Source organism: Peribacillus sp. AS_2 (assembly GCF_026891895.1).
In the GTDB taxonomy this organism is placed as follows: Bacteria; Bacillota; Bacilli; order Bacillales; family DSM-1321; genus Peribacillus; species Peribacillus frigoritolerans.
Window position 1 is genome coordinate 205331 of record NZ_JAPTGA010000006.1, and the last position, 24871, is coordinate 230201.

17 protein-coding genes, 2 pseudogenes and 1 riboswitch are annotated in these 24871 nt (G+C 41.1%); of the genes and pseudogenes, 12 read left to right on the forward strand and 7 right to left on the reverse strand.

Translation table 11 applies throughout. The features are described from left to right. Nucleotides 1-346: 346 nt before the first annotated feature. Nucleotides 347-1852 (forward strand): malate:quinone oxidoreductase, encoded by a 1506-nt coding sequence (locus OTG27_RS13080; protein ID WP_034305633.1) that lies wholly within the window; start codon nt 347-349, stop codon nt 1850-1852. Nucleotides 1853-2341: 489 nt separating this feature from the next. Here OTG27_RS13080 and OTG27_RS13085 read toward each other — a convergent pair whose 3' ends face one another. Together OTG27_RS13085 and OTG27_RS26705 are read right to left on the reverse strand one after the other, a co-directional pair. Beyond that, nucleotides 2342-3394 carry a potassium channel family protein gene (locus tag OTG27_RS13085; protein WP_268937154.1) on the reverse strand — a complete coding sequence of 351 codons (1053 nt, stop codon included), beginning with the start codon at nt 3392-3394 and terminating at the stop codon, nt 2342-2344. A gap of 151 nt (nt 3395-3545) precedes the next feature. Continuing rightward, nucleotides 3546-3710 (reverse strand): annotated as a pseudogene (locus tag OTG27_RS26705) (nucleoside recognition domain-containing protein); the annotation flags it as partial. 17 nt (nt 3711-3727) lie between these two features. Here OTG27_RS26705 and OTG27_RS26710 point away from each other — a divergent pair. The 4 genes and pseudogenes from OTG27_RS26710 to OTG27_RS13110 form a co-directional block, all read left to right on the forward strand. Further along, a pseudogene (locus OTG27_RS26710) lies at nt 3728-4502 on the forward strand (YjiH family protein); the annotation flags it as partial. 488 nt (nt 4503-4990) lie between these two features. Further along, complete coding sequence (locus OTG27_RS13100; protein WP_268937155.1) at nt 4991-5767, forward strand: transporter substrate-binding domain-containing protein; 777 nt, start codon at nt 4991-4993, stop codon at nt 5765-5767. Between the two features lie 73 nt (nt 5768-5840). Continuing rightward, nucleotides 5841-6485, forward strand: coding sequence for an amino acid ABC transporter permease (locus OTG27_RS13105; protein WP_034305627.1), 645 nt, complete (start codon nt 5841-5843; stop codon nt 6483-6485). Further along, a complete protein-coding gene (locus OTG27_RS13110) occupies nt 6482-7216 on the forward strand; it encodes an amino acid ABC transporter ATP-binding protein (RefSeq protein WP_048685183.1) in 735 nt (244 codons plus the stop codon). The genes OTG27_RS13105 and OTG27_RS13110 overlap by 4 nt, the downstream gene beginning before the upstream one ends. A 243-nt stretch (nt 7217-7459) precedes the next feature. On the opposite strand, the gene OTG27_RS13115 is transcribed toward OTG27_RS13110, so the two are convergent. Further along, the gene (locus OTG27_RS13115) at nt 7460-9967 is read right to left on the reverse strand and encodes an NEW3 domain-containing protein (protein WP_268937156.1); all 2508 of its coding nucleotides are present in this window, start codon (nt 9965-9967) and stop codon (nt 7460-7462) included. A gap of 246 nt (nt 9968-10213) precedes the next feature. On the opposite strand from OTG27_RS13115, the gene OTG27_RS13120 reads away from it, so the two are divergent. Genes OTG27_RS13120 through argH form a run of 5 tightly spaced genes read left to right on the forward strand, consistent with a single transcriptional unit; the run spans nt 10214 to nt 16832 of the window. Beyond that, nucleotides 10214-11440, forward strand: coding sequence for an ROK family transcriptional regulator (locus OTG27_RS13120; RefSeq protein ID WP_268937157.1), 1227 nt, complete (start codon nt 10214-10216; stop codon nt 11438-11440). Then, nucleotides 11440-12519 (forward strand): extracellular solute-binding protein, encoded by a 1080-nt coding sequence (locus OTG27_RS13125; RefSeq protein WP_268937158.1) that lies wholly within the window; start codon nt 11440-11442, stop codon nt 12517-12519. The genes OTG27_RS13120 and OTG27_RS13125 overlap by 1 nt, the downstream gene beginning before the upstream one ends. Nucleotides 12520-12534: 15 nt before the next feature. Continuing rightward, nucleotides 12535-13647 carry an ABC transporter ATP-binding protein gene (locus OTG27_RS13130; protein WP_268937159.1) on the forward strand — a complete coding sequence of 371 codons (1113 nt, stop codon included), beginning with the start codon at nt 12535-12537 and terminating at the stop codon, nt 13645-13647. After that, the gene (locus OTG27_RS13135; protein WP_063577414.1) at nt 13644-15332 is read left to right on the forward strand and encodes an ABC transporter permease; all 1689 of its coding nucleotides are present in this window, start codon (nt 13644-13646) and stop codon (nt 15330-15332) included. Before OTG27_RS13130 ends, OTG27_RS13135 begins: the two co-directional genes overlap by 4 nt. A gap of 15 nt (nt 15333-15347) precedes the next feature. Next, nucleotides 15348-16832: an argininosuccinate lyase gene (argH, locus tag OTG27_RS13140; RefSeq protein ID WP_268937160.1), complete on the forward strand. Its 1485-nt coding sequence runs from the start codon at nt 15348-15350 to the stop codon at nt 16830-16832. A 744-nt stretch (nt 16833-17576) separates the two neighbouring features. On the opposite strand, the gene OTG27_RS13145 is transcribed toward argH, so the two are convergent. The 3 genes from OTG27_RS13145 to OTG27_RS13155 form a co-directional block, all read right to left on the reverse strand. After that, a complete protein-coding gene (locus tag OTG27_RS13145; RefSeq protein WP_268937161.1) occupies nt 17577-19055 on the reverse strand; it encodes a sodium:solute symporter family protein in 1479 nt (492 codons plus the stop codon). Continuing rightward, complete coding sequence (locus OTG27_RS13150; RefSeq protein ID WP_048685209.1) at nt 19052-19252, reverse strand: DUF3311 domain-containing protein; 201 nt, start codon at nt 19250-19252, stop codon at nt 19052-19054. The genes OTG27_RS13145 and OTG27_RS13150 overlap by 4 nt, the downstream gene beginning before the upstream one ends. Before the next feature lie 277 nt (nt 19253-19529). After that, complete coding sequence (locus OTG27_RS13155) at nt 19530-20870, reverse strand: amino acid permease (RefSeq protein ID WP_268937162.1); 1341 nt, start codon at nt 20868-20870, stop codon at nt 19530-19532. A gap of 206 nt (nt 20871-21076) precedes the next feature. Continuing rightward, nucleotides 21077-21155: riboswitch (glycine riboswitch) on the reverse strand. A gap of 506 nt (nt 21156-21661) precedes the next feature. Here OTG27_RS13155 and OTG27_RS13160 point away from each other — a divergent pair. Next, the gene (locus OTG27_RS13160; protein ID WP_268937163.1) at nt 21662-23050 is read left to right on the forward strand and encodes an amino acid permease; all 1389 of its coding nucleotides are present in this window, start codon (nt 21662-21664) and stop codon (nt 23048-23050) included. Between the two features lie 58 nt (nt 23051-23108). On the opposite strand, the gene OTG27_RS13165 is transcribed toward OTG27_RS13160, so the two are convergent. Beyond that, on the reverse strand, nt 23109-23249 hold the full coding sequence (locus tag OTG27_RS13165; RefSeq protein WP_268937164.1) for a hypothetical protein: 141 nt from the start codon (nt 23247-23249) through the stop codon (nt 23109-23111). A gap of 172 nt (nt 23250-23421) precedes the next feature. Here OTG27_RS13165 and OTG27_RS13170 point away from each other — a divergent pair, with 172 nt between their 5' ends. Then, complete coding sequence (locus OTG27_RS13170) at nt 23422-24771, forward strand: FAD-binding oxidoreductase (RefSeq protein ID WP_268937165.1); 1350 nt, start codon at nt 23422-23424, stop codon at nt 24769-24771. Nucleotides 24772-24871 lie beyond the last annotated feature (100 nt).

Sequence of the window (24871 nt, forward strand, 5' to 3'; positions counted from 1 at the left end):
TTTTCCTTCTGTTTTTGTCAATAAATGTGTATTTTCCTGGCTTTTTCGAATCTGTCAATATTATTTCACTAACAGTTTCTTCCTTCAATGATGGGGAGTTACTGAAGAAATCTTTTAATGCGACTATCGGGGCGGATAAGTTTAAGCTAATTTCTTTTCAAAATCAACATTTTAACAAAAAAAGTAATAGTAGAATATTTTAATCTATGAAATAATAATAATAGATTATGATATAGTTATAAGGAGACAGAAAAGGTGTGTTCCTAGTTCGTGCCGGGCTTTTTTTGACACCTAAGCAGGAGCGCCTACATCTTTTTTGCAAATATAGGGGATAAGGAAGGTTATAATGAGCAACATACAGAAACAAACAGACGTTATCTTAATTGGCGGCGGAGTCATGAGCGCGACTTTGGGATCATTACTGAAAGAGTTAGCACCGGAATGGGAAATCAAAGTATTTGAGAAGCTTGCAAACGCAGGAGAAGAAAGCTCTAACGAATGGAATAATGCGGGTACGGGACATTCTGCGCTGTGCGAGCTTAACTATACATCCGAAAAAGCTGACGGATCTATAGATATTAGCAAAGCAATTAAAATAAATGAACAGTTCCAAGTTTCATTGCAGTTTTGGTCGTATCTTGTAAACTGTAAGCTGATTGATAATCCGCAAGACTTTATCATGCCATTGCCTCATATGAGTATGGTGCAAGGGGATAACAATGTAGCGTTCTTAAAGAAACGTTTTGAAGCGCTGTCCAAAAATCCTCTGTTCCAAGGTATGGAGTATTCCGATGACCCAGCAAAACTGATGGAATGGATTCCACTTATTATGCAAGACCGTCCATCGAATGAATCTATAGCGGCAACAAAAATTGATTACGGTACAGACGTTAACTTCGGTGCTCTGACACGCATGTTGTTTGACCACTTAAAGGCTCAAAACGTCGATATCAAATATAAACATAGTGTTGATAATGTTAAACGTGCCAGTGATGGCTCATGGGAATTAAAAGTGCGTAATGTCGATACCGGTAGCGTAGAACGTCATAATGCTAAATTCGTCTTTATCGGAGGCGGGGGCGGAAGCTTGCATTTATTGCAAAAATCCGGCATTCCTGAAGGGAAACATATCGGAGGATTCCCGGTAAGTGGATACTTCATGGTATGTAATAATCCGGAAGTTGTTGCACAGCATCATGGGAAAGTATACGGAAAAGCTAAAGTTGGTGCACCACCAATGTCTGTTCCGCATCTTGATACACGTTTTATCGACAATAAAAAATCGTTGCTATTTGGACCATTTGCGGGCTTCTCACCGAAGTTCTTAAAAACAGGTTCAATGTTCGATTTAATAACTTCCGTAAAACCGAATAATGTTTTAACTATGTTGGCGGCAGGTGCAAAAGAGATGCCATTGACAAAATACTTGATCCAGCAAGTTATGTTATCGAAAGAACAGCGCATGGAAGAGTTACGAGAGTTCATCCCGAACGCTAAGAGCGAGGATTGGGATTTAGTAGTAGCTGGCCAACGTGTACAAGTTATCAAAGATACTGCTGAAGGCGGCAAAGGTACACTTCAATTTGGTACGGAAGTTGTAAGTGCATCCGATGGCTCTATTGCAGCATTGCTAGGTGCTTCTCCAGGGGCTTCTACTGCTGTTCACGTTATGCTTGAGGTAATTAATAAATGCTTCCCGCAACGCATGAAAGAGTGGGAACCGAAAATTAAAGAAATGATTCCTTCTTATGGAGAATCACTAATGGAAAATACAGAGCTTTTGCACGAAATTCAAACTTCAACATCAGAGACGCTTGGTCTGAGCAAAAAAAAAGAGCTAGTTTATAGTTAATTTTTGGATATCAAAGCATCAATGAAATTAAAAACAACAGAACCTTTAATCGATCTTTGATTGAAGGTTCTTTTTTTGTTTTGGCTCTTTTCGTAAAGATTGTTGTTTTTAAAACAAAACTATTTTAGGTTGATTGGAGCGGAAGTGCGAGACTCCTGCGGGAGCAGCGGGACAGGTGAGACCCCACAGGCGTTTACGCCGAGGAGGCTCACCGCCCGCACCAAGGAAAGCGAGCACCTGGAGGGGAAATCAACCACACTGCACTACTTCGTAAATAGCAACAAAATATGCGAAAACAGCCTTTGTTTTAAAGCTTATTCATTTAAGGATGCATATTTGCAGGCAAGTTGATTGGGAACGAGATGCACTCGCTTTTCTAAGCAGGAGGCCCGAACACCCGCTCCAATCAACTTAGTTTTAACTTTAGATAAAACCCTTTTGCCTACAAACTGAGGGATGCTATTATAGCATCCCTAAAGATTCCTGATTCTAATGTATTTTTGAATTTATTTTGGAAATGGTCTCTTTATCGCAAATAATGAAAAGCTGTGCATCATCAGGAATTCGTGCATCTAATTTTTGGTTTATGTTAAGATCACCACGATCTGCTACCAGTGTGGCCCCTTTATTAAGAAGGTACATGAATGCATCACGATAGGTTCGCCATTCATCTTGTTTAGAAATCTCATACATCGCCTCTTCATACTTTGAGCTCATGAGTTCTGAATACATGTGAGTGACTCCATGAGAAAATAATGATCGTACTGCTGCGTGGGAGATCATTTCTTGTGTAGGAATAAACTCATCCACCTTTACACGCTCAAATAAACGAATATGCTTTTGATTGATTACCTCAGCGGTGACGTGTATTGGCGTATTGGTTTTTTCTTCAATGGACGTTATGGCAGTGGCAACTAATAATGTCTTTCCATCGACAAGTAACGGATCCTTTGTAGCATAATTATCTTGTGTTATTTGGTCAGCAAAAATGATAACGCCTTTTGCTTTAGGCAGATTTGCACGGAGTAATGTTTCTTCATCGGTGGCATCCCCGCGAACATAAAACAGACGCTCCTCCATCATGGGTGATTTTTCCAGGTTATCAATGATAACAATATCAATGGTTTCATCAGATTTAAAAATTTCTTGAATAGCTGATTTTGACTTTTCACTCCATCCAATCAGAATGATATGATTTTTACCTGTATATTTCATTTTTCCACCAACTTTACGTTTTTCGATAAGATATACAGATTTAATGATTTTTCCAATAAAAAGACTAACAAGCCCAATACCCGTTATGTATAGACCGATGGTAAATGCTTTTCCAAGATCGGTGACCGGTGCATAGTCACCAAAACCAACCGTAGCAAGCGTTGTAAGAACCCAGTAAACTGAAGTTAAATATGATTCGAACGTCTTTGGCTCTATAGAAAAAGCAATATATGCTGCAACTAATATGTATAAAATGGCAAATGGTATAAAGATTTTCCCTCTTAATTTAATCAGGTAATATATTATTTTTTTTACCTTAATTCTCATCATACCCATCCTAGTTATAAAGTCATCGTCGATTGAATTATATTTCCCCAATTTAACAGATAATTAAACGTAAGTGTATGAACTATTTATTCCCAAGTTGGGAGCAAAAAAGCATATAAAAGAAAGTTTGGTTGGATGTGTGACGTTTAGCTCTGTTTCTTATGCACAAAAGGGGCAGGAACACTCCTGCTAAATCAGCAACCATATCAACAGCTGAACGCCCCGGCGTTTTAAATATCGGCCTCATGATCGGCTGCATCAGTACACCTGAAAATTCGAGAAGCCCGTATCCAATGAGCAGCGCCAAAAGGAACGACAAGACCTACAGGTATGAGCTATTCCATTGGTATGCTTATTACGAATCGACTATATAAAGAAGGAAAATACACCCTTGAAGAAGCAGCTATTATTGCAACTGGCTTTTCAACGGTTTCAGCAACGTTTATGATCGTTGTAGCAAAAACCCTCGGGCTTATGGACCTATGGTCGCTTTTCTTTTGGGTTTCTTTAGCGATCACGTACCTTGCCATTACCGTACGTTTTTGTCCAATAAATAAAATGAGCGACGAATATTATTCGGATAATGTGGACCCAGAAGAAGTTTTCAAAGAAGGACTTTTCCGAAGTGTCTGGAACAGTGCGATGGTAGGAGCAAATAATTAAGTAAGTCTTGGCAGAAATTCATGGAAAAACTTAAAGGACGGTTTTCTTATGACAATGAGCCATTCTGCCGTCCATTTTATCCGTTGGTCTCATCAGCATTGTATTAGCGGAGTACACTTCAGTATTTAATTTACTTGGCTATCTTTTACCCATTTACCTGGGCATTGCAAATACCTGAACCATTTTTGGCTGCAAAAGCTTCAGCTATAGGAATTGCAGAAATGTTCCTGCCGGCGCGCTTCTTGTAGTTGATGCACCACTGGTAACTAAGTTCATCATTGCCGTGGTTTCTGTTTCATCCATATTGTTCTTTTCAGCGGCGATACCTTGTATATCCTATCAACCGAAAGTCCCGATCAGCATTACGAAGTTGATTGTTATCCGGTTTGAACGGACACTCATCACGTTAATTATTATGCCACCCATCGCAATATTGCTGCTTTAGTGCAAATCAATGAATCTTAATTCGATCACAAATCGAACGGATGCGTTCGTATTATAAGGTCGACCAGTAAAAATTACTGGTTGGCCTTTTTTGATAGAAGTAGACATGGGAGGACTCACGGTTGCGTGGGACATTTGAAGCAGGGGGAGTGGAAGGAGGAAAAATAATTCTAGCATCCAAAAGTTAATTGATTTAGGTTTTTTCTTATCCAACTTATTAGGGATGCTAACGGACCCTGGTGAATACCACCTTCCAATGGTCTTGTTTTACAGGTATTGATGACATGATCGGCTATTTTTATCGAGAAGGATCCCATAGCCTTTTTGTGTTTTCCATCACTGTAACAATAATAGGAAAAACGTCCATAAAAATTATTTAAAGAAAATAATATTTATTCTAAAAATTCATATTATAATACTTTATTCTTATGCTATATTATAGGGAGAATTATTTATTATCACGTATAATTAAGAATTGGAGTGATTTAAATGAAGAAACTTGGTTTATTGAGTATGTTTTTGATTTTAACTATCTTTATCTCGGCTTGTGGAACCAATGAAGGAAAAAATGCAGGTGAGGAAAAGAAACCTGAAAAGGTATATAAAGTTGGTGTGGATACGACTTATCCTCCTTTTGAATTTAAAGAGGGGAACGACTATAAAGGTATCGATATCGAATTGATCAATGCAATCGCGAAAGACCAGGATTTCAAAATCAAATTGTCTCCAATGGATTTCGGTGGAATCATTCCGGCTATGCAAGCCAATCAGCTTGATGTGGCCATTGCAGGAATGAGCATTACAGAGGAAAGAAAAAAGGTAGTGGATTTCTCAACACCGTATTTTGATGCAGGGTTAACAATAGTTGTTAAGAAAGATAATACAAGCACTAAAAACGTTAAGGATCTTAAAGGAAAAACCATTGCAGTGAAAAAAGGAACAACAGGTGCTAAATATGCACAGGATAATGCTACGAAACTAGGAATCAAAGTTGTTCAATTTAATGATAGTCCAGCGATGTTCCAGGAAGTGGCCAACGGTAATGCGGATGCTCTTATAGAAGATTATCCTGTCATCTCATATGCAATCGCCCAAAAAGATCTTGGGTTGAAAATCGTAGGTGACCGTTTGAATGGTGACCAATATGGAATTGCTGTATTGAAAGGGCAAAACGGGGATTTATTGAAAAAAATAAATGATGGTCTTGCCAATCTTAAAAAAGACGGCACATATGATGAAATTATAAAAACGTATCTTGGTGAATAAGGTTAATAAACAATAGATTAAAGCTCATTAGGCGCGCTTATGGCGCGCTTTCTTTTTCAAAGGGGTGAAAGAAATGGATATAATTGTTGCGGCGTTGCCACTTTTATTAAAAGGACTTCAGGTGACACTTTATATCTTTGTGATTGCCATTATCCTAGGTTTTTTGATTGGTTTACTTGTCGCATTGCTGCGACTTGCCCCCATCAAAATCTTGAATTGGATTGCAAAGGTTTATGTGGATGCAATACGAGGGACACCGTTCATCGTTCAGTTATTTTTTATCTATTTTGGTGTGAATTCATTGAATTTGATTTCTTTGGACAGTACAACAGCTGGAATAATTACCGTTGCAATCAATGCAGGGGCATATTTTGCTGAAATAATAAGGGCGGGGATACAATCAATCGATAAAGGGCAAACGGAGGCGGCAAGATCCATCGGGTTCACTGGAGCTCAGACAATGAGATATGTCGTGCTTCCGCAAGCCTTTAGAAGGATGCTCCCTACCATTACGAATCAATCGATCATCAGCTTGAAGGACACTTCTCTATTATCCGTAATTGGTATAGCCGATTTAACCCAGCAAGGTCAGATTCAAGCTTCGGCAACCTTTGAAGCATTCAAGGTTTGGCTGGCCGTGGGTGTAATTTACTTTATCATCATCTATTTGTTAACCCTAATTGCTAATTTCATAGAAAGGAGGGTACAAGTTCGATGAGCATCATTACAGTAAAAAACCTAAGAAAATCTTTTGGAACTGTCGAGGTTTTAAAAGATATAAATGCAGAAGTGCAGGAAAAGGAAGTAATTTGCGTAATAGGCCCTTCTGGATCTGGAAAGAGTACATTCCTGCGTTGCCTGAACCTCCTTGAGGAAGTTACCGGCGGCGAGGTGGTCATTAACGGACATGATATTACCGATCCTAAAAGGAAAATCAATATAAACAAAGTCCGGCAAGAAGTTGGAATGGTTTTTCAACATTTTAATCTATTTCCACATAAGACCGTTTTGGAGAACATAACCTTGGGCCCAATTAAAATTCGTGCCACCGATAAAGCGGAAGCAGGAAGATTAGCGCTTGAGTTATTGGATAAGGTTGGTCTAAAGGAAAAAGCAAATAGCTATCCGGGGGAACTTTCCGGCGGACAAAAACAGCGGGTCGCCATCGCAAGGGCATTGGCGATGAATCCGAAGATCATGCTATTTGATGAACCGACTTCTGCCCTTGACCCTGAAATGGTCGGTGATGTTTTGGAGGTAATGAAACAACTTGCTAAAGAAGGAATGACAATGGTCGTCGTTACGCATGAAATGGGCTTTGCCCGGGAAGTCGGGGACCGGGTGATATTCATGGATGGAGGGTATATCGTGGAAGAAAATGAGCCGAATGAATTATTCGGTAACCCTCAGCACGAAAGAACCAAAGCATTCTTGAGCAAAGTGCTTTAACGGGCTGCTTTTAAGATCGTAAATCATGAATGAAGTTGTGCATAAAGTGTGGACAAAGCAATGCGGGAAATGAGGGGAAACCTCAAACGCATGAGCCTTTCCCTCATCTTTGTGCATAACTTTTTTTGTTTTTAGAGCAGGAACCTATCAGTCAGGAGATGTTTTTATTCATATAGCTTCAATCGGGCAAACGTCACAGAAAAGAAACCTATGCATTTAACACATGCATAGGTTTCTTTTTATTTATTTGGTACCGTAACTAATCAAGTTCGTCATGATTCGATATCCGCCTGGAACCTGGCCTTGAATTTGCCTGTATAGGACAAGGTTGGTATAGAGGTATGTGCCATTACCGTATTTAGCCATAAGGATACCGCCATCAAATGGTTCTTCATTCGGATCAGCCATGGAAATGAATGTTTCATACCGTTCATCCCATTCCATTGGGAAATACAATCCTCTTTCTTGGACCCAATTGCTCCAGTCATCACTTGTTATTTTATTTGGATAGGTAAAAAGCGCCGATTCTGGTTTCGACACGTTTACTGTGGCTCTTTCATCGGTTACCCGCCAGCGAATCGAAGGATTCCCGAGGGTAAGAGGATATGGAGCCGTCTTCAATGCATCCCATCCATCACCCGGTTTATGGTATTGCACGACGAGATGTCCGCCGTTTTCCACATACTCAAGTAAGCGCGCGTTATATGCCTTTAAATCTTCCCTCGATAGATAGGCACGGATGCCTGTAACGATCGTGTCATATTGACTTAAATCACCTTCAGCTAAATCAGCTGCAGTTAACTTCGTAATGTCCAGCCCTGCATTGCTTAAATAATCTGCCACTTTATCGAATCCGCTTTCAATGTACCCCACTTTTAATGAAGCTGGCTTCAAAAGCTCAAATGAAACGGTATTGATAGCTGCTGGGTATTGGTAATAGAATGTTCCGATATGGTCATAGGAAATCTCCTGAATGGTCGAATCAAAGGTTTTCCCATTGACAGTGGCAGTAGCCTTCACCTGATATTCGCCTTTTTGGATGGCCTTTGGCGGTCTGAGGGTGAACTTCACTTGTTTTTCTTCTGATTTTTCATTAAATGATACAGTGGCATTTTGGGGATGGACTCCCCAATTTTCAGGGACTTTTAAAGCGACCTTTGCAGATGCTTTTCCTTCTGTATAGTTTTTCAAGGTCACCGCCACTGGGATTTCCTCTTTTACATCTGCTGTATTTACGACGATATCTTCAGGAGATAAGGTAAGGGCAACGTCGGGAAGGACGGCGATCGTTCCATCCAATTCTTCCTTGATGGAAGTTTTTGTGCTCCCGTATTTATAAGAAATGCTGGTCGTAATGGTTGATTCATCATAGGCATGGTAATAAGCTGCATCTTCAGGGACTTCAACCAGGTAGGTCATTGTCGCAGATTTATTAGGTGCCAGATTGACATCTTTTGATTTTATTTTTGTCTTCCATCCTTTAGGCACGTTCAATGCAGCAGCGACTTTTTTCAATGTTTGTTTCCCGTTATTCTTCATGGTTATGGTTACGTACGTATTTTGACCTTTAGTAAGAATCTTTGAAGCTGCTTCAGCTTGAACCTCGAGCCCTGAGGAGACATAACTGACGTTTTGCAATTGCTCTTCTTTTAATGAGAGCTTATGAAGCAAGTCGTTTTTGATGCCAGGGCTTAGCTTTGCCTTTTTGACTTGCGCAGTCATTGAACGAACATTGGAAAGAGCTTTTTGGGATGTTGAAAAAACACGTTTAGCATGGGGATAAGACTCAATAACAGCGTCCAGATTCCGTTGCAGGTACCTAAATTCACCTTTTAATTTTGAAGCTGAGCGAGGGAGTTTTTCAGCCCATTCAGTAAAATTGTAAGGTACACCTGCAAAAAGGTCCGACTCGCTTTTTGTATCAACCGCGCTTTGCTTCAAATCCAAATGGATCTGGCGCGGTGCTGCAGGGATATCAGAACCCATGCCTTGGCTTTTGTGCAGATAGCGGGATTGTTCTCCAAGCTGTGGGTAAGTCATTTTGTATATTGGGTCATATTTACCGATTTCTATCGAAGTGGTTGCTTGATCTGCCGAGGAAACGGGCAAATATAACTTTTTCACTTGCCATACCGATAGACCTTGTTCCAATTGTTGTGGAAACACAGTTGGGTCGGCGGCATCCGTAAAGGCACGTTCACTTAGGATTGTCATTGTTCGATGATGTCCATGCTGGGTATCATCATTTTGAAAGGATGGCATCAATATATCTGGCTGATACGTCCGAATAAAGCGGATAAGCCGTTCATATGTGAGTTCCTCGCCCCATTTTTGTAATGTTTCCTCTGGTGTTTTAGAGAAACCGAAATCATAAATGGGGTCAGAGGTGGTTTCGCTTAGATGATAGGCTTTAACCCCGGTGATTTTTGCAGCTTCTATCATTTCCCTAGAACGGATGATTCCAAGAGCGTTGTCCAGTTCATCCCCAATTTCATTTTGTCCTCCCTCACCACGGTTTGCAATCAGGCTGGATGTTTTCACCCCTAACCCTCTCGATAGATAAGAGAGAAAGTCACTGCGTTCATCATCGGGATGGGCACCGCTGTTCAAGAATGTCACAGTCGTTTCGAGCGGCTTGACCGCATTCCATAATTCGACGTTGGTATCATCAGCATTTGCAGCGCTGCCTCCAAGCGGCAATGATGCAAGAACCAACAAAAGGGAAAACAACGATAACAAAGCTTTTTTCATTCTTCTTTTAACCCCCTTCAACTTTTATAAAAAAAATGTGGGTTAGTAATGTTTTCTAACTAACCAGATAAAAAAACCTATCTAATAAATAGCACCAATGGTTATAAATGTAAATAATTCGAAGTAACTATTAAAAATCGAACATTTTAAATGTTCCGAAAAAAACTTGTGCGTTGAAATTATTTAAGTTATATTTTTACTTAATTAGGAAGATTTACTAACCAAATAATGTAAGGCCGTGATGTGATGAGTTTTAAAAGGACACCCAGTCATCAAAAATATGTAAATAAAAAAAGAATTATTCAATGCATCCAAGAATGTTCACCCATTTCAAGAGCTGAAATCGCCGTTAAGCTTCAGCTAAGTAAACCAACTGTTTCTCAGGCTGTGGATGAACTTATACAGGAGAAATGGGTATTCGAGAAAGGAATAGGAGTATCCTCATCTCAAGGCGGGAGGAGGCCCATCCAGCTCTTTTTTAATGAAAAGGCTGCCTATATCATCGGTGTCGATATAGGCGGGACGAAAGTGAAAATCGTTTTAAGCGATTTAAGCGGCAACATCCTTGCTGACACTAGTTTTTCAACAAACATTTATTTAAATTCAGGGCTGCTTAAACAAATGGCGATTGAAACGGAGCGGTTAATTGCAAAGAATCAGATTGCGAAGGAAAGGATATTGGGGATGGGAGTCGGGATCCCTGGCATTACGCAAACGGCAAGCGGATTAGTAATAGAGGCACCGAGTTTAGGCTGGGTACAATATCCATTTATAGCAGAAGCGAAGCGTTATTTTGATTTCCCCATCTTTCTGGACAATGATGTAAACGCGGCTGCACTAGGTGAACAGTGGCTGGGTAATGCACAAAATAAGCGGAATTTACTGTTCATTGCGGTTGGCACGGGAATCGGAAGCGGCATCATCTTGAATAACCAGTTATACAGAGGAGCTTCCAGTGCCGCTGGGGAAATGGGATATATGGTGACGGACAAAGAGGATATAAAACGTGAATTCAAGCCGATTTTCCATAGATACGGCTATTTGGAAAGTGTCGCAGGAGGCAAGTCGATTGGCGGTCACTTCACCAGGGAGGTCCTCAAGGATCCTCACCATTTTTTATTCGAACGGGCCAAATCTTCCGAACTATCGGGGGAGGATGCTTTTTTGGCAGCAAAAAAAGGAGACACTGCAGCTATGGCCATCATAAATGAAGCCATCGAACATTTAGCCTGCGGAATTGTCAATGCGGCTAGTTTGCTAAATCCGGAGGTGATCATTTTAGGAGGTGGTGTATTAAATTCTGCTGAATACATTTTACCTAGAATTCGGGAGGTCGTTGATCGATATCTTCCAAGTTTAGTAGAAATGAAAACTTCACAACTGGGAGAAAACGCAGGGGTGCTTGGAGCGGTTTCCCTATTTTTAAGGGAACATGATGGCATTTTGAATTTTCGCGATGAGGGGGAATATTAATGAAAAATAGGAAAAAGTCGCTTGTTTCAGTACTGACCTTATCGGCAGCACTATTAATTTCGGGATGTAACGGTACAGATACGAAAACGAATTCGGATGCTGGCGAAAAGGGCGAGCTCGAAGATAAAATCGTTGTTTATTCACCGCATGGCAAAGATATTTTATCAAAATTCGAAAAGCAGTTCGAAGATAAGTATGGTATTGATGTTGAGTGGCTTGATATGGGGTCTCAGGAAATCCTTGACCGTGTTCGTTCAGAGAAAAGTAATCCGCAGGCAGACGTTTGGTGGGGTGCACCTTCCACGAACTTCAATCAAGCAAAGGATGATGGGCTGCTGGCCGCTTATAAGCCTAGCTATTCCGATAGTCTCGATGAAGGATTCCGCGATCCGGAATGGTATTGGACAGGGACGAGCCAGACACCGGAAGTCATCATGTATAACAGCAAAGAATTATCAAAAGACGAGGTACCGAAAGATTGGGATGAGCTGCTTGATCCGAAATGGAAAGACGAAATCATCATCCGCTATCCGTTAGCCTCGGGAACGATGAGGACAATTTTTTCTGCGATGATCTATCGTACGTATAAGGATACAAATGATCCGAAAGAAGGGTATGACTGGTTAAAGAAGCTCGACCAAAACACGAAGGAATATTCCGCGAATCCGGAAATGATGTATAACAAGGTAGCCAAAGGAGAGGGCTCACTTTCCGTTTGGGCAATGCCGGATGTCGTCATGCTGAAGGAAAATAAAAATTATCCATTTGAGTTCGTCATTCCAGAAAGCGGAACGCCAGTATTGACAGAAGGTATCGCCATCGTTGAAGGTGCCAAGCATCCAAAAGCGGCTGAAGCCTTTTATGAATTCGTGAATTCACAAGAAGCCGCAAAAACTTTGGCAGAAGAATTTTACAGGATTCCGACCAGAAGTGATGTGAAGGGTTTACCTGAATGGATCACGGAAACGGAAATTAAAGAGATGGATATTGATTGGAATGCATTCCAGGAAAAAGGTGACGAGTGGATGAAATACTGGGACGAAAATATTAAAAGTGGAGATAAAGAAATTAAAGAATAAGGAAGTGTCGTTTGGATGGCGTCAATAAAAATAGAGAATGTCCAAAAAGCCTTCGGGAAAACGATAGCTGTTGACCAGTTAAATCTGGACATCAAAGAAGGCGAGTTTTTTACCTTTCTTGGTCCAAGCGGCTGCGGTAAAACGACAACACTTCGGATGATTGCCGGTTTTTATTATCCAACTAAAGGTGTCGTCCGATTTGGCGACAAAGATATGACGCGTGTACCTCCGGAGAAAAGAAATACAGGCATGGTTTTTCAAAACTATGCCCTCTTTCCCCATATGACTGTTTTTGAAAATGTAGCGTTTGGCTTACGTGTGAGAAAGGTTTCTTCTGCTGACTTAAAGAAGAGAGTGCTGGATGCCCTCCAAAAGGTCAGGCTGGAGAGCTACTCGGATCGTCAAGTGAGCCAGTTAAGCGGAGGACAGCAGCAGCGGGTGGCCCTTGCGAGAGCACTGGTCATTGAACCGGAAATATTACTGCTGGATGAACCATTAAGTAATCTGGATGCCAAGCTTCGTGATGAAATGAGAGTGGAAATCTTAAGGCTGCAGCGTGATTATAAGATTACCACCATTTATGTCACTCATGATCAGGCTGAGGCATTATCCATGAGTGATCGAATCGCTGTGTTCAATTATGGTGTATGTCACCAGGTCGGGACGCCAACAGAAATTTATAATCGGCCGGCCAATGATTTTGTGGCGAGTTTTATAGGCGAGATTAATCTTTTGCCCGTTCAAGTTGAAAAAGTTCAACAAGATAATATAGAGATTGTCCTTAAGACTAGTGAAAAACCGATTAAATTGAAGGTGGAAAATCAAGCTAGGGACGGAATTTCAATCATACAGAGTGATGCTGACCTTGCTGTTTCGATTCGTCCTGAAGCAATCAGGATTCTGGATGTGATCGAAGAAGGAACGAATATCTTTAAAGGTAAAATAAATTCCGTCCAATTCTTTGGATCTGTTGTGAATGTCATGGTGGATGTTCAAGACGTGTTACTAAGGGTCGACGTATTTAACACCCATGATTTTGGATACTTTTATCAAGGAAAGGAAGTGTATGTCCAGCTTCCCGAGAAACAGCTGCGTCTTATCCCTGTCATAAGCGGTGATGCGCCATGATTAAAAATCGTGATACGAGATTGACGGTTTGGCTCCTTATACCAGTTGTATTGGTGCTCATAGCATATGTACTCTACCCGTCATTGAGGACCTTTATTGAAAGTCTGCAAAAAGACGGAACGATATCCCTTGGAAATTATCAGGACTTCTTCGTACAGGAATCGAAAACGAACTTAGAGGCTCTTTGGAATTCTGTTTATATATCCTTTTTGAGTGTATTGGTCAGTGCCTTGATTGGCATTCCGCTCGCTTTCATTTTTAACCGTTACGATTTTCCCGGCAGAAGCTTCTTTTCATCAGCAGCGATTTTGCCGATTGTTCTTCCATCATTGGTAGGGGTAATGGCCTTTATGTTTTTATATGGAGAATCGGGATTGATTCCAAATGCCATCAAGGACCTGTTCGGTCTCGATAAGGTTCCATTCAAGATTGGCGGGGTACCGGGAATTCTTATCGTGCATGCCTATACGATGTATGTTTATTTTTATATGACCGTATCCGCTGCAATCAATAAAATAGATCCATCACTTGAAGAAGCCGCTTATAACTTAGGAGCAAATAAATTAAAGGTTTTTTGGAAGGTGACATTTCCATTATTGACACCTGCAATCGTTGCCGCCTCTTTACTTGTTTTCATGATATCGATGGCTTCTTTCAGTGCTCCGTTTTTATTAGCTGGCGGATACAGGGTGTTAAGCCTGCAAATTTATTTTTCAAAAATCAATGGTGATATGGAAATTGCCGCTACCCAATCGGTCATTCTATCCATCGTTTCGATTTCATTTCTATTATTCATGCGTTGGTATCAGAATAGGAAGGATTATCGAATGGCCTCGAAAGGGATTGGGGCACACAGGAGTGAAGTGAAGAACCCGGTTATGAAATGGGTGATGGTCGTAACGGGGGTCATCGGCGTAATTATTCTGCTTTTACCGCACTTTACGATTCTTTTGCTTTCACTTGTGCCGGATGGAACCTGGACATTTCAAACGTATCCCACAGTATTTAATGTTGAAAATTACAGGCTTTTGTTTGAAGACCCTAATATCTTCAAGCCGTTACGAAATAGTTTACTGATGGCGTTTATTGCTACGTTGGCAAATCTGGTGTTTGGGGTCATAGCGTCCTATGTACTTGTCAAACGGAAATTCGTCGGGAAAAGCTTTGTCGATATTCTAGTCATGATTCCTTGGGCGTTGCCTGCAACGGTCATAGGGATGAACTTGATATTCGCATTCAATGAACCTAGCATTTTTTCTTTCGGTCAAATCTTGGTAGGCACATTTTGGATTTTGCCGCTTGCCTATTTCATCAGGCATATTCCACTCGTTGTCCGGTCGACTAATGCCGTTCTGGAGCAGCTGGATGATTCGATTGAGGAAGCAGCCAGAAACTTGGGGGCTAAGTGGTTTTATACCTTCAGAAGGGTAATATTTCCGATTATTATGCCTGGTGTTTTATCAGGGACATTATTGGCATTTATCGAATCTGTGGGGGAATTCCCGACCTCGGTCCTGTTGTACACGATTTCAAACAGGCCCATATCCATTGAAATCATGAATCAGCTTCGGATGTTCAATATGGGGCAGGCCGCTGCCTATGGGATGATTCAAATCACGCTGATTGTAATCGTTCTCTTTATTTCGAACAAGTTTTTTGGAATCAAAGCGGAAAAAGCTTTATAAATCGGAGGTTCAAAGATGAGCAGGCTTGAACAATTTATCAAAAATGAAGGTAGTGTCTTTCCCGGAAAAACCTATGTTAGAGAGCTGCTGATGCCTGTTTTTAATGATCAAAGAGATTACTTATTTGATGCAATGTTCGATATTCATCGGGCACATGTCATCATGCTTTCGGAACAAAAGATCATTAAAGATGAAGAGGCGAAAACCATGCTTGATGGGATTCGGAAAGTGGCCCAAACAGATCTCGCTCAGTTGACCTATCAGCCCCAATTCGAAGACTTATTCTTCATGATGGAGGCAAAGATCGGTGAGGAAATCGGCCATGAACTTGCTGGGAAGATTCATATCGGCCGCAGTCGTAATGATATGGGGGTTGCGATGTACCGGCTTGTTTTGAGAGGTCATCTGCTCCAATTGGTTGGCTATGCAAACCAATTGAGTGAAGCATTCTTGGTGCAGGCTGAAAAACATACAGAAACCTATATTACAGGTTACACACATACCCAACCGGCTCAGCCGACTACAATAGGACATTACTTTTTAGCCATTTATGATGTGCTTCAAAGGGATATTGGCCGGTTATGGGCAGCCTATGAAACGGTTAACCAATCCCCTTTGGGTGCAGCCGCGTTAACGACCACCGGTTTTCCGATCAGTCGGAACCGTACGGCTGAACTGCTTGGATTTGATTCGGTGATTGAAAATTCCTATGACTCGATTGGCGGGGCAGATTATTTATTGGAAACCGCAACTGCCATCATGACGTGCATGGTCAATACCGGAAGGTGGATCCAAGATTTCCTGCAGCATGTGACAAGGGAGTTTGGTACATTTCACGTGGCGGACCCTTATGTTCAAGTGAGCAGCATCATGCCGCAAAAAAGGAATCCTGTCTCCATTGAACATTCCCGTTCGATTGCAAGCAGTGCGTATGGTGATGCACTTGCTGCAATGAATATGATTCACAATACACCATTTGGTGATATCGTCGATACGGAAGATGATTTACAGCCACATTTATATCGGGCTTTTTCGAATGCAGGCCGTGTCATGAAACTAATGTATGCCGTCATGTCGACTTTGAAAGTAAATGAAGAACATACAAAGAAAATGGCCGCAAAATCCAGTATAACGATTACTGAATTAGCGGATACCCTTTCGAGAGATTACGACATATCCTTTAGAAAAGCCCATTCCATAGCAAGTACAATTGCAAAAAAGTCGATTAGTGAAGGGAAAGAGCTATATGATTGGGACACACAAGAAATCAATAAGATCATCAATGAATTCGTATCAGTGAACATAGCAGAAGATGAATGGAAAAAAATAATCTCTCCCGAATATTTTGTGGAAATCAGAAGCATTCAAGGCGGGCCCTCCCCGAAAGAGGTTACGAGAATGATTTTAAATAGAAAACAAAAACTGGAACAAGAGTTGCAGAAATATAAGAAAGTGATCAAAGAATTGAATGATGGCAGGAAGGCTTTAGTGGATTACTGAAGGTACGGGCTAAAAAGAAAATGAGCTTTAACCTTCAAACTCACGAATAAAAGCATGAAATTTCCGAGTATTTGCTTCAAACTCACGAGTAAAAGCATGAAATTCCCGAGTATTTGCTCCAAGCTCACGAGTAAAAGCATGAAATTCCCGAGTATTTGCTCCAAACTCACGAATAAAAGCCCGAATCTTCTGAAGAGAGTATTTTTTGTTGGCTCGGAAGCAATACGATGCATTTTACTAAGAAAGCTTCATATTTTATGATACATAGTCATTCTTTATCAGGGTGGCTATTTATTTTGGATTTTTAATGCAACTGAGTCATCCCCAGTGACCATGAATGTAGATTATCCCTAAAAACAATGCTATTATTTGGAAAAAAATATAATGTGAGGCGGAATGTTAATGTCAAATAGATCTCAGTTCGGTGTTATCCTGATTTTAATAGCTTTCGTAATATCGATTACTTTTTGTTTGAATCCGGAAGTCTTATTAAGAGGTGGATATGATTTAGCTATGGATGGTCTGGTAGTATCCAGAACCTTGATGATTATTTTTTCGTTGTATTTATTAGTTAAAATAGGAGATTTGTTTATAAACAGAAAAGATTAATAGTCTAAAATAAGGTTTCCCATCAACAATATTGAGGTAAAGGACATCATGCTTGGAAGCCGAGAATAAGGAAGGCTCAGTCTTTTGACTGAGCCTCCAATGTTTATTGATCCATAACCAGTTTCAAAATTTGCTTCATATATCGTTAACGGATTTAGGTTCCAACTGAACCGCGTGCTTTCTGAAAGCAATACTCACCGTGATCATTACAATGAAATTGACTGCCAATGCAATGATTCCCACATTCAAATCTTTTGCTGCTTGCGGCAAGGATGGAAACAAGGTCCCTATTGTCGATTGACTGAGTGTAATGCAGATTACGATGGCCAATCCGGTAATGATGCCGGCGATTGCGCCAAATTTATTGATCGGATTATTCCTTTTCAGACTAAAGAGAAGGGATGGGAAGAGCTGTGTGATGAGACTGTATCCCATAAGAATTAATGCCGACATCGTTTCGCCGCCGTTTAAGGTGAAGTAAACGGCTATAAGGGCAATGATTGGCACAAGGAACTTTGCCAATCGTACAATATGGCGATCGGATACGTCAGGTGCAAATTCCTTATAAACGTTTTTCGCGAGCAGTGTAGCGACGCTCATCAAAAGCATGGATCCCGGCACCAATGCGGTCAACAATCCAGCGCCGCCGATTATGCCTATAAACCATGGATCAAAGGTCTCGATCGAAAGGCGCAGCAATGAGAGGTCCGCATCTGCACCAACGAGTCCGGGCACTTTCAATATAGCTGTAAACCCAACGAAAAAGACGAATAACAGCATGAGTGTATATAAAGGACTGATGATGGCGTTCTTTCGAAATACCTTGCCGCTGCGTGCTGAATAAACAGCGCTGAAAACTTGCGGCCACATATAGAAACCGAATACGAGCAATATTACCGTGGAGATGAACCATGATACGCTAAGCCCCTGATCAGGGAACTTTAGAAAATCAGGCTTGGCGGCATCAACCGCTTCAAACATCGGCTGAAATCCCCCAAAGTAATGTATCGGCAGATAAATCCCCAAAAATCCTATTATGGCGACCATCATGATATCTTTAATGACCGCGGTCCAAACTGAACCGTGGATACCGGAGATCATCACATAAATGGTAAGGCTGATCGCCCCCATCCAAACTGCCTCAGACATTGAGATGGCACCATAAGATGCTTCTGAGACAATGATCCCCAATCCTTTCAGCTGCACGACGATCACTGGGATCATCGACACCACACCGACAAGTGCAGCCAAAATTCCTAAACTGGGACTCTTATATTTGCTTACAAAGAAATCGGATTGAGACATCAGTTTATTTTCTTTGGCATATCTCCATATTTCCGGCAGGAGCCAATAGGATAATACGTAAGACAAAGTAATGTAAATTAGAACATATAGAGCGGGTGCGCCCTTGCCATAAGCCCAGCCGCTGCCGCCAAGGAAGGAGAAGGTCGTATAGATTTCCCCAGCCATCAGCAGAAAGACGAATATCGCACCAAAACCGCGTCCGCCCACCGTCCATTGTTCCAAGTCCATATCTTTTCCTTTTGAAGAGCGTATTCCTAAAAATATCGATAGAAGTAAAAATGCTAAAATGATTAAGAGAGCAATATTCATTCCTGGTCACCTTCCCGATTCCTGGGATCCAGCTTATACATGATGCCGAGTATGGCAGAGGTAAGGACCACCCACATAGCCATCCAGAACATATTGAAAGGCATCCCTAATACATATGGTTCTATTTTATTAACAAAAGGTAGAAATCCCAGTATGCCTATAAAAGGAACTAGTGTAAGAATATATATAATCTTCATTAAAAAACCCCCTCCGTTTTAAATAAAGTGAAACGCCCACCAATGGGGGTTCATTCTTCAATGCCACTGATGGATGGGTGAACCAAACCGGATGGAAAATTCATACATGACGGAAAAGGTCCGATAGTATATATTAGCTTACACTATTTTGATATAAAATTTAATGCAGTTGCCTGATATATTTTAGCAAAAGTGTGCAGAAAGCCGAAGGCCTAATATGTTCATATGCAGATAAAGCCTTGAATTCATATTGAGTTCAAGGCTTTATTTCCTTTAGCTATCTTTTTTTTCGATAATTATATAGTATCACCAAGAGGATGAACCAGATTGGGGTCAAGAGCAATGATAGCCGTGTAGCTTCAGCGAATAGCATAACAATAAGGATGAACAGGAATAAGCCTAAAATGACGTAATTGACAAAAGGTGTAAAAGGAGCCTTGAAAGTCGATTTGGCTCTTAGGTCAGGCCTTGTTTTCGAATATTTGATATGGGAGATCAAGATAATGCTCCATACCCATATGAAACAGATGGCACTGATGGTGGTCACGACAGTAAATGCCTGTTCCGGTATCAGCTTGCTTAATAATGCCCCTATTGATACAACGATTGTGGATGTGAATAAGGCATTGCTCGGAACAGCCTGTTTATTTAATTTTTCCAGCTTAGCTGGGGCTTCACCATTCCTGCTTAACGTATAAAGTATTCGGCTCGTTGAAAATAAACCGCTGTTGCATGCAGAAGCAGCGGAGGTCAAAACGACGAAGTTGATGATCCCTGCAGCGACTGGAATGCCGATTAACGCAAAGACCTCTACAAATGGACTGCTTGTGGCATCCAGTTGTGTCCATGGGTTGACGCAGAGAATGACGAATAGTGCACCAACGTAGAAAAGCAAAATCCGGACAGGGATTTTATTGATGGCAGATGGAATGTTCTTTCGCGGGTTCGCCGTTTCTGCTGCAGAAACCCCGACCAATTCGACACCGACAAATGAGAAGACGACCAACTGTAAAGATAACAGGAATCCGGAAATGCCATTGGGGAACATGCCGCCATGATTCCAAAGGTTCGTTAGGGAAACCGTTCCGGTATTGGTATTGAAGCCGAGGATCAGAAGGAAAATTCCTACGATGATCAAGGCGATGATCGTGATTACTTTAATGATGGCAAACCAGAATTCCAATTCGCCAAAGATCTTAACGGTCAATAGGTTCAATCCTAACAGAATGACCAGACAAAGCAGAGCCGGAATCCATTGAGGGACATCAAACCAATATTGCATATAAACACCGACAGCTATGATATCGGCCATTGCGGTCATGATCCAACAAAACCAATATGTCCAACCGGTCACGAAGCCGGCCCATGGACCGACATATTCAGTTGCGAATTCAGTGAATGATGTGTACCCTGCATTGGATAAAAGCAATTCCCCCAGGGCCCTCATCACAAAAAACAAGGCAATCCCTATTATCATATAAGAGAATAATATGGAAGGACCTGCTAATTGTATGGCTTTTCCGGAACCTAAAAATAAACCGGTGCCAATGGTTCCCCCTATTGCGATCAGTTGTACATGTCTATTTTTTAAATCTCTTTTTAATTCTTGTTTTGCCAATTCTTACGCCCCCGTCTTTTTATAGTCTTGGTAGTGAATGAGTTTACCTGCATGGTCTTGGAGAGAGGGACGTAATTTTTTCGTCCAGCTTGCCTTTCCCATTGGTTTTAAAGTTGTTGTTTTTAGTCCAACCACAAAATGGACAATAAAAAAAGAGATTGGATAATACCAATCTCTTAAAGGGTTCAGAATAACAATATATCATTCGTTACTCTTCTGTCCTTTTGCCTGAGATTGTGAATCCTTCGGCGCTGCATCTTGTACAGTCTCTCCAGAAGCTGCTCCTGCTATAGTGTCATCCATAGCATTCATCGCTTGCTTGTATGCGGTTGTGAAGAAATGTCAGCCAGTGATGATTTTCCACTGCTTGATCATTCATTATGCTTATAAAATAATATTGGAATTCTATCATCTATTTTTCGGTAGGTCAACAAATTTTTTGAAATGAAACAGGCATTATCTGTAGTTTAATAGTGGTCTGTATTTAACTTAAGGTCTAAGCAGAAGTGATTGTTTTCTACTCATTATGAACGATCACTATAATAAAATACTGAACATCATTTTTTTAAAATGATATTTTCAGATTAGAAAAATCAACAAGATATTATTGGCAACTGTTTATTTCAAAAATACAATTGTATTTTTACAGAATATTTACTATTATAAGATAAGAAAACATAAATGAAGTGTTATTGGTATTTTTTCGATAGAGCATTTCTAACTGCAATAATTAATAAGTTCGTGGTAAGGATAGAAAAGCATTACCGATATTGCATCTGGAGGAGTTAATCATGTCGAACAAGGAATTAAAGAGAGGGCTGGAAGCACGTCACATTCAAATGATAGCTTTGGGCGGAACCATCGGAGTCGGCTTATTCATGGGATCTGCGAGCACGATCAAATGGACCGGGCCCTCTGTAATGCTTGCTTATGCCATTGCAGGTATTTTTATATTTTTCATCATGCGTTCCATGGGTGAGATGCTTTATTTAGAACCGACTACAGGTTCTTTTGCAACCTTTGCGAGCAGCTATATACATCCTTTGGCAGGTTATATGACTGCTTGGAGCAATTGGTTTCAATGGGTAATCGTCGGAATGTCTGAAATCATTGCGGTTGGCTTGTATATGCAATATTGGTTCCCGGAGTTACCGGCCTGGATACCAGGTGTGGTCGCCATGATCATCTTGGGAGCGGCCAACCTCATTTCCGTTAAATCCTTCGGGGAATTTGAATTCTGGTTTGCACTTATAAAAATCATAACGATTATATTGATGATCGTTGCCGGCCTGGGCCTTATCTTCTTTGGAATAGGGAATGGCGGGGATGCGATTGGATTATCGAATCTTTGGGAAAATGGCGGCTTCTTTACGGGAGGCTGGACAGGATTCTTCTTTGCGCTTTCACTTGTCGTGGCTTCCTATCAAGGCGTTGAGCTTATCGGCATCACAGCAGGGGAAGCGAAAGACCCAACGAAGACCGTAACAAAAGCGATTCAATCAATTATATGGCGCATTTTAATTTTCTACATTGGTGCCATTTTCGTCATCGTGACTGTATTCCCTTGGGATCAACTGGATGACTTAGGCAGTCCGTTTGTTTCGACCTTTGCCAAAATAGGTATCACTGCAGCGGCAGGCATCATTAATTTTGTGGTCATCACTGCGGCGATGTCTGGATGCAACAGTGGGATTTTCAGTGCAGGTCGTATGCTTTACACACTGGCATTGAATGGCCAAGCTCCGAAAGTCTTTGCTAAAGTATCTAAAAATGGAGTTCCGGCATATTGCACGATCGCTGTACTATTAGGATTGGGCATCGGAGTTATCCTGAATTACCTTGCACCGCCGCAAGTATTCCTTTATGTGTACAGTGCGAGTGTTTTGCCTGGGATGATTCCATGGTTTGTCTTACTGATCAGTGAGCTTAAATTCAGAAAGGTAAATGCCGCTAAAATGGAGAAACATCCGTTCAAAATGCCGTTGGCCCCTTACAGTAACTATGCGACAATAGCCTTTTTACTGATGGTGCTGGTAGGTATGTGGATCAATCCTAGTACAAGGATTTCCTTGGTTGTCGGGATCGTTTTCCTAGCCTTGGTAATAGCAAGTTATTACATGCTGAAAATGGATAAACGAACACCATTGGATGTTAAATCCGATGATGAGATTTCAGGATAAGAAATTCTAGTAAAAAGCCCTTCTCTAATTCGAGAAGGGCCTTTTTTTTCCTTGTAGATCAATTGTGGAATTCACGAGTAAGACAGCGAAACTCACGAGTAAAGTCGTCGAATTCACGAGTAAAATAGCGAAATTCACGAGTAAAGTCGTCGAATTCACGAGTAAAATAGCGAAATTCACGAGAAGTTGTTGAATTCACGAGTAAAACAGCGAAACTCACGAGAAGACGTTGATTTAACGAGTAAAACAGCGAAACTCACGAGTGTAGCTAATTTGACCTCGTAACAAGGGAGGGACAGCAAGCGGACTGTATCTTCATGCCAGTTTTTTTCATAGGATGTTACATATTTACCCGAGGAAGGGGTTATCTTTTGGAAAGAACAAAGCTTACCGGTCGTATCGTTACACCTAATGATGCTGAGTATGAGCGTGCCAGGATAAATAATAACTTAAGTTTTTCTAAATTCCCAAAGGTCATTGTGTTTTGTCAAAATTCCGATGATGTGTTGAATTCATTGAAGTGGGCCCGGGAAAATCATGCACCTTTCCGGGTTAGGAGCGGCAGGCATAGTTATGAAAATTTTTCATTAGTGAATGGCGGTCTAGTCATTGATATTAGTGAAATGTACAATATCAAGGTCAATCGAGAAAAAATGATCGCAAAAATTGAAGCCGGAGCTGATTTAGGGCGAGTATATAATACGTTATGGAACTATGGCACGACGATTCCGGCAGGGACCGAAAGCAGTGTTGGTGTTGTAGGTCTTACGCTTGGCGGTGGAATAGGTATGTTAACGAGGCGCTTTGGACTTACTTGTGACAATCTACTTGAAATAGAAATGGTAAGGGCTTGTGGAAAGAGGGGAGCCAAACTCATTAAAGCGAATAGGAAAATCAATAGTGATTTATTTTGGGCATGCTGCGGGGGAGGAGGGGGAAACTTTGGCATAGTCACTTCTCTTACTTTCAGGGTAACCCCCGTATCAAGGGTTTCCGTTTTCTCCGTCACATGGGAGTGGGAAGATTTCGAAGCGGTGTTTGAAGCCTGGCAGGATTGGGCCACTCAAGCTGATGAAGGCTTAACTTCAGAAATAGAATTCAAGGCAAAGGAAGCAAACGAAATTTTTGCTAAAGGTGAATTTGTGGGAACGTCACATAGATTGAAGCAGCTATTAAAGCCTTTGACAAAAACCGGTTCACCAATAAATGTCATGATAAAGGAAGTCCCATACATTGAAGCCGTAAGATTCTTTGATTATCCAGCTGGAAATCAACCGGCGCATCGAAAGAGGTCAGGATCTTTCATTGAAAAAACTTTTCCACAGCAAGCAATCGCAACTATGAAACATTTTTTAGGAAATGCTCCAAATGAAAATGCAGCCATTTGGCACCAATCCCTAGGAGGAGTGGCGGGCCTTAAAGATCCAAAGGAGACAGCTTTTTATTATCGGGATGCCATCATCGCCCAGGAGTATCAGGCTACATGGACCAATCCAGAAGAAGAGCGGCTAAACATTCGTTGGATCAAGGACCTGAAGCATGCCTTGTCACCATTTACTACCGGTGACTATGTGAATTGGCCGGATACTCTAATCAAAGATTGGCCAACTGCGTATTATGGAGAAAATTTCAAACGGCTTAGGGAAGTGAAAACGAGGTATGATCCATACAATGCGTTTAAGTTCCCACAAAGCATACCGCCATTAAATAAGTGGGGTTGAAAAAGCTTGGCTTCACCAAATACATTCGTTATATAAAGGCCTATTCCTGAATTTGGATATAGGCCTCTTTATTCTTGTTTTGAATCAATTAATCGAGATA

Bases quoted from the DNA above. Each gene is read 5' to 3' on its own strand.
- OTG27_RS13080 (WP_034305633.1), top strand. From the start codon at position 347: ATGAGCAACATACAGAAACAAACAGACGTTATCTTAATTGGCGGCGGA.
- OTG27_RS13085 (WP_268937154.1), bottom strand. From the start codon at position 3,394: ATGAGAATTAAGGTAAAAAAAATAATATATTACCTGATTAAATTAAGA.
- OTG27_RS13100 (WP_268937155.1), top strand. From the start codon at position 4,991: ATGAAGAAACTTGGTTTATTGAGTATGTTTTTGATTTTAACTATCTTT.
- OTG27_RS13105 (WP_034305627.1), top strand. From the start codon at position 5,841: ATGGATATAATTGTTGCGGCGTTGCCACTTTTATTAAAAGGACTTCAG.
- OTG27_RS13110 (WP_048685183.1), top strand. From the start codon at position 6,482: ATGAGCATCATTACAGTAAAAAACCTAAGAAAATCTTTTGGAACTGTC.
- OTG27_RS13115 (WP_268937156.1), bottom strand. From the start codon at position 9,967: ATGAAAAAAGCTTTGTTATCGTTGTTTTCCCTTTTGTTGGTTCTTGCA.
- OTG27_RS13120 (WP_268937157.1), top strand. From the start codon at position 10,214: ATGAGTTTTAAAAGGACACCCAGTCATCAAAAATATGTAAATAAAAAA.
- OTG27_RS13125 (WP_268937158.1), top strand. From the start codon at position 11,440: ATGAAAAATAGGAAAAAGTCGCTTGTTTCAGTACTGACCTTATCGGCA.
- OTG27_RS13130 (WP_268937159.1), top strand. From the start codon at position 12,535: ATGGCGTCAATAAAAATAGAGAATGTCCAAAAAGCCTTCGGGAAAACG.
- OTG27_RS13135 (WP_063577414.1), top strand. From the start codon at position 13,644: ATGATTAAAAATCGTGATACGAGATTGACGGTTTGGCTCCTTATACCA.
- argH (WP_268937160.1), top strand. From the start codon at position 15,348: ATGAGCAGGCTTGAACAATTTATCAAAAATGAAGGTAGTGTCTTTCCC.
- OTG27_RS13145 (WP_268937161.1), bottom strand. From the start codon at position 19,055: ATGAATATTGCTCTCTTAATCATTTTAGCATTTTTACTTCTATCGATA.
- OTG27_RS13150 (WP_048685209.1), bottom strand. From the start codon at position 19,252: ATGAAGATTATATATATTCTTACACTAGTTCCTTTTATAGGCATACTG.
- OTG27_RS13160 (WP_268937163.1), top strand. From the start codon at position 21,662: ATGTCGAACAAGGAATTAAAGAGAGGGCTGGAAGCACGTCACATTCAA.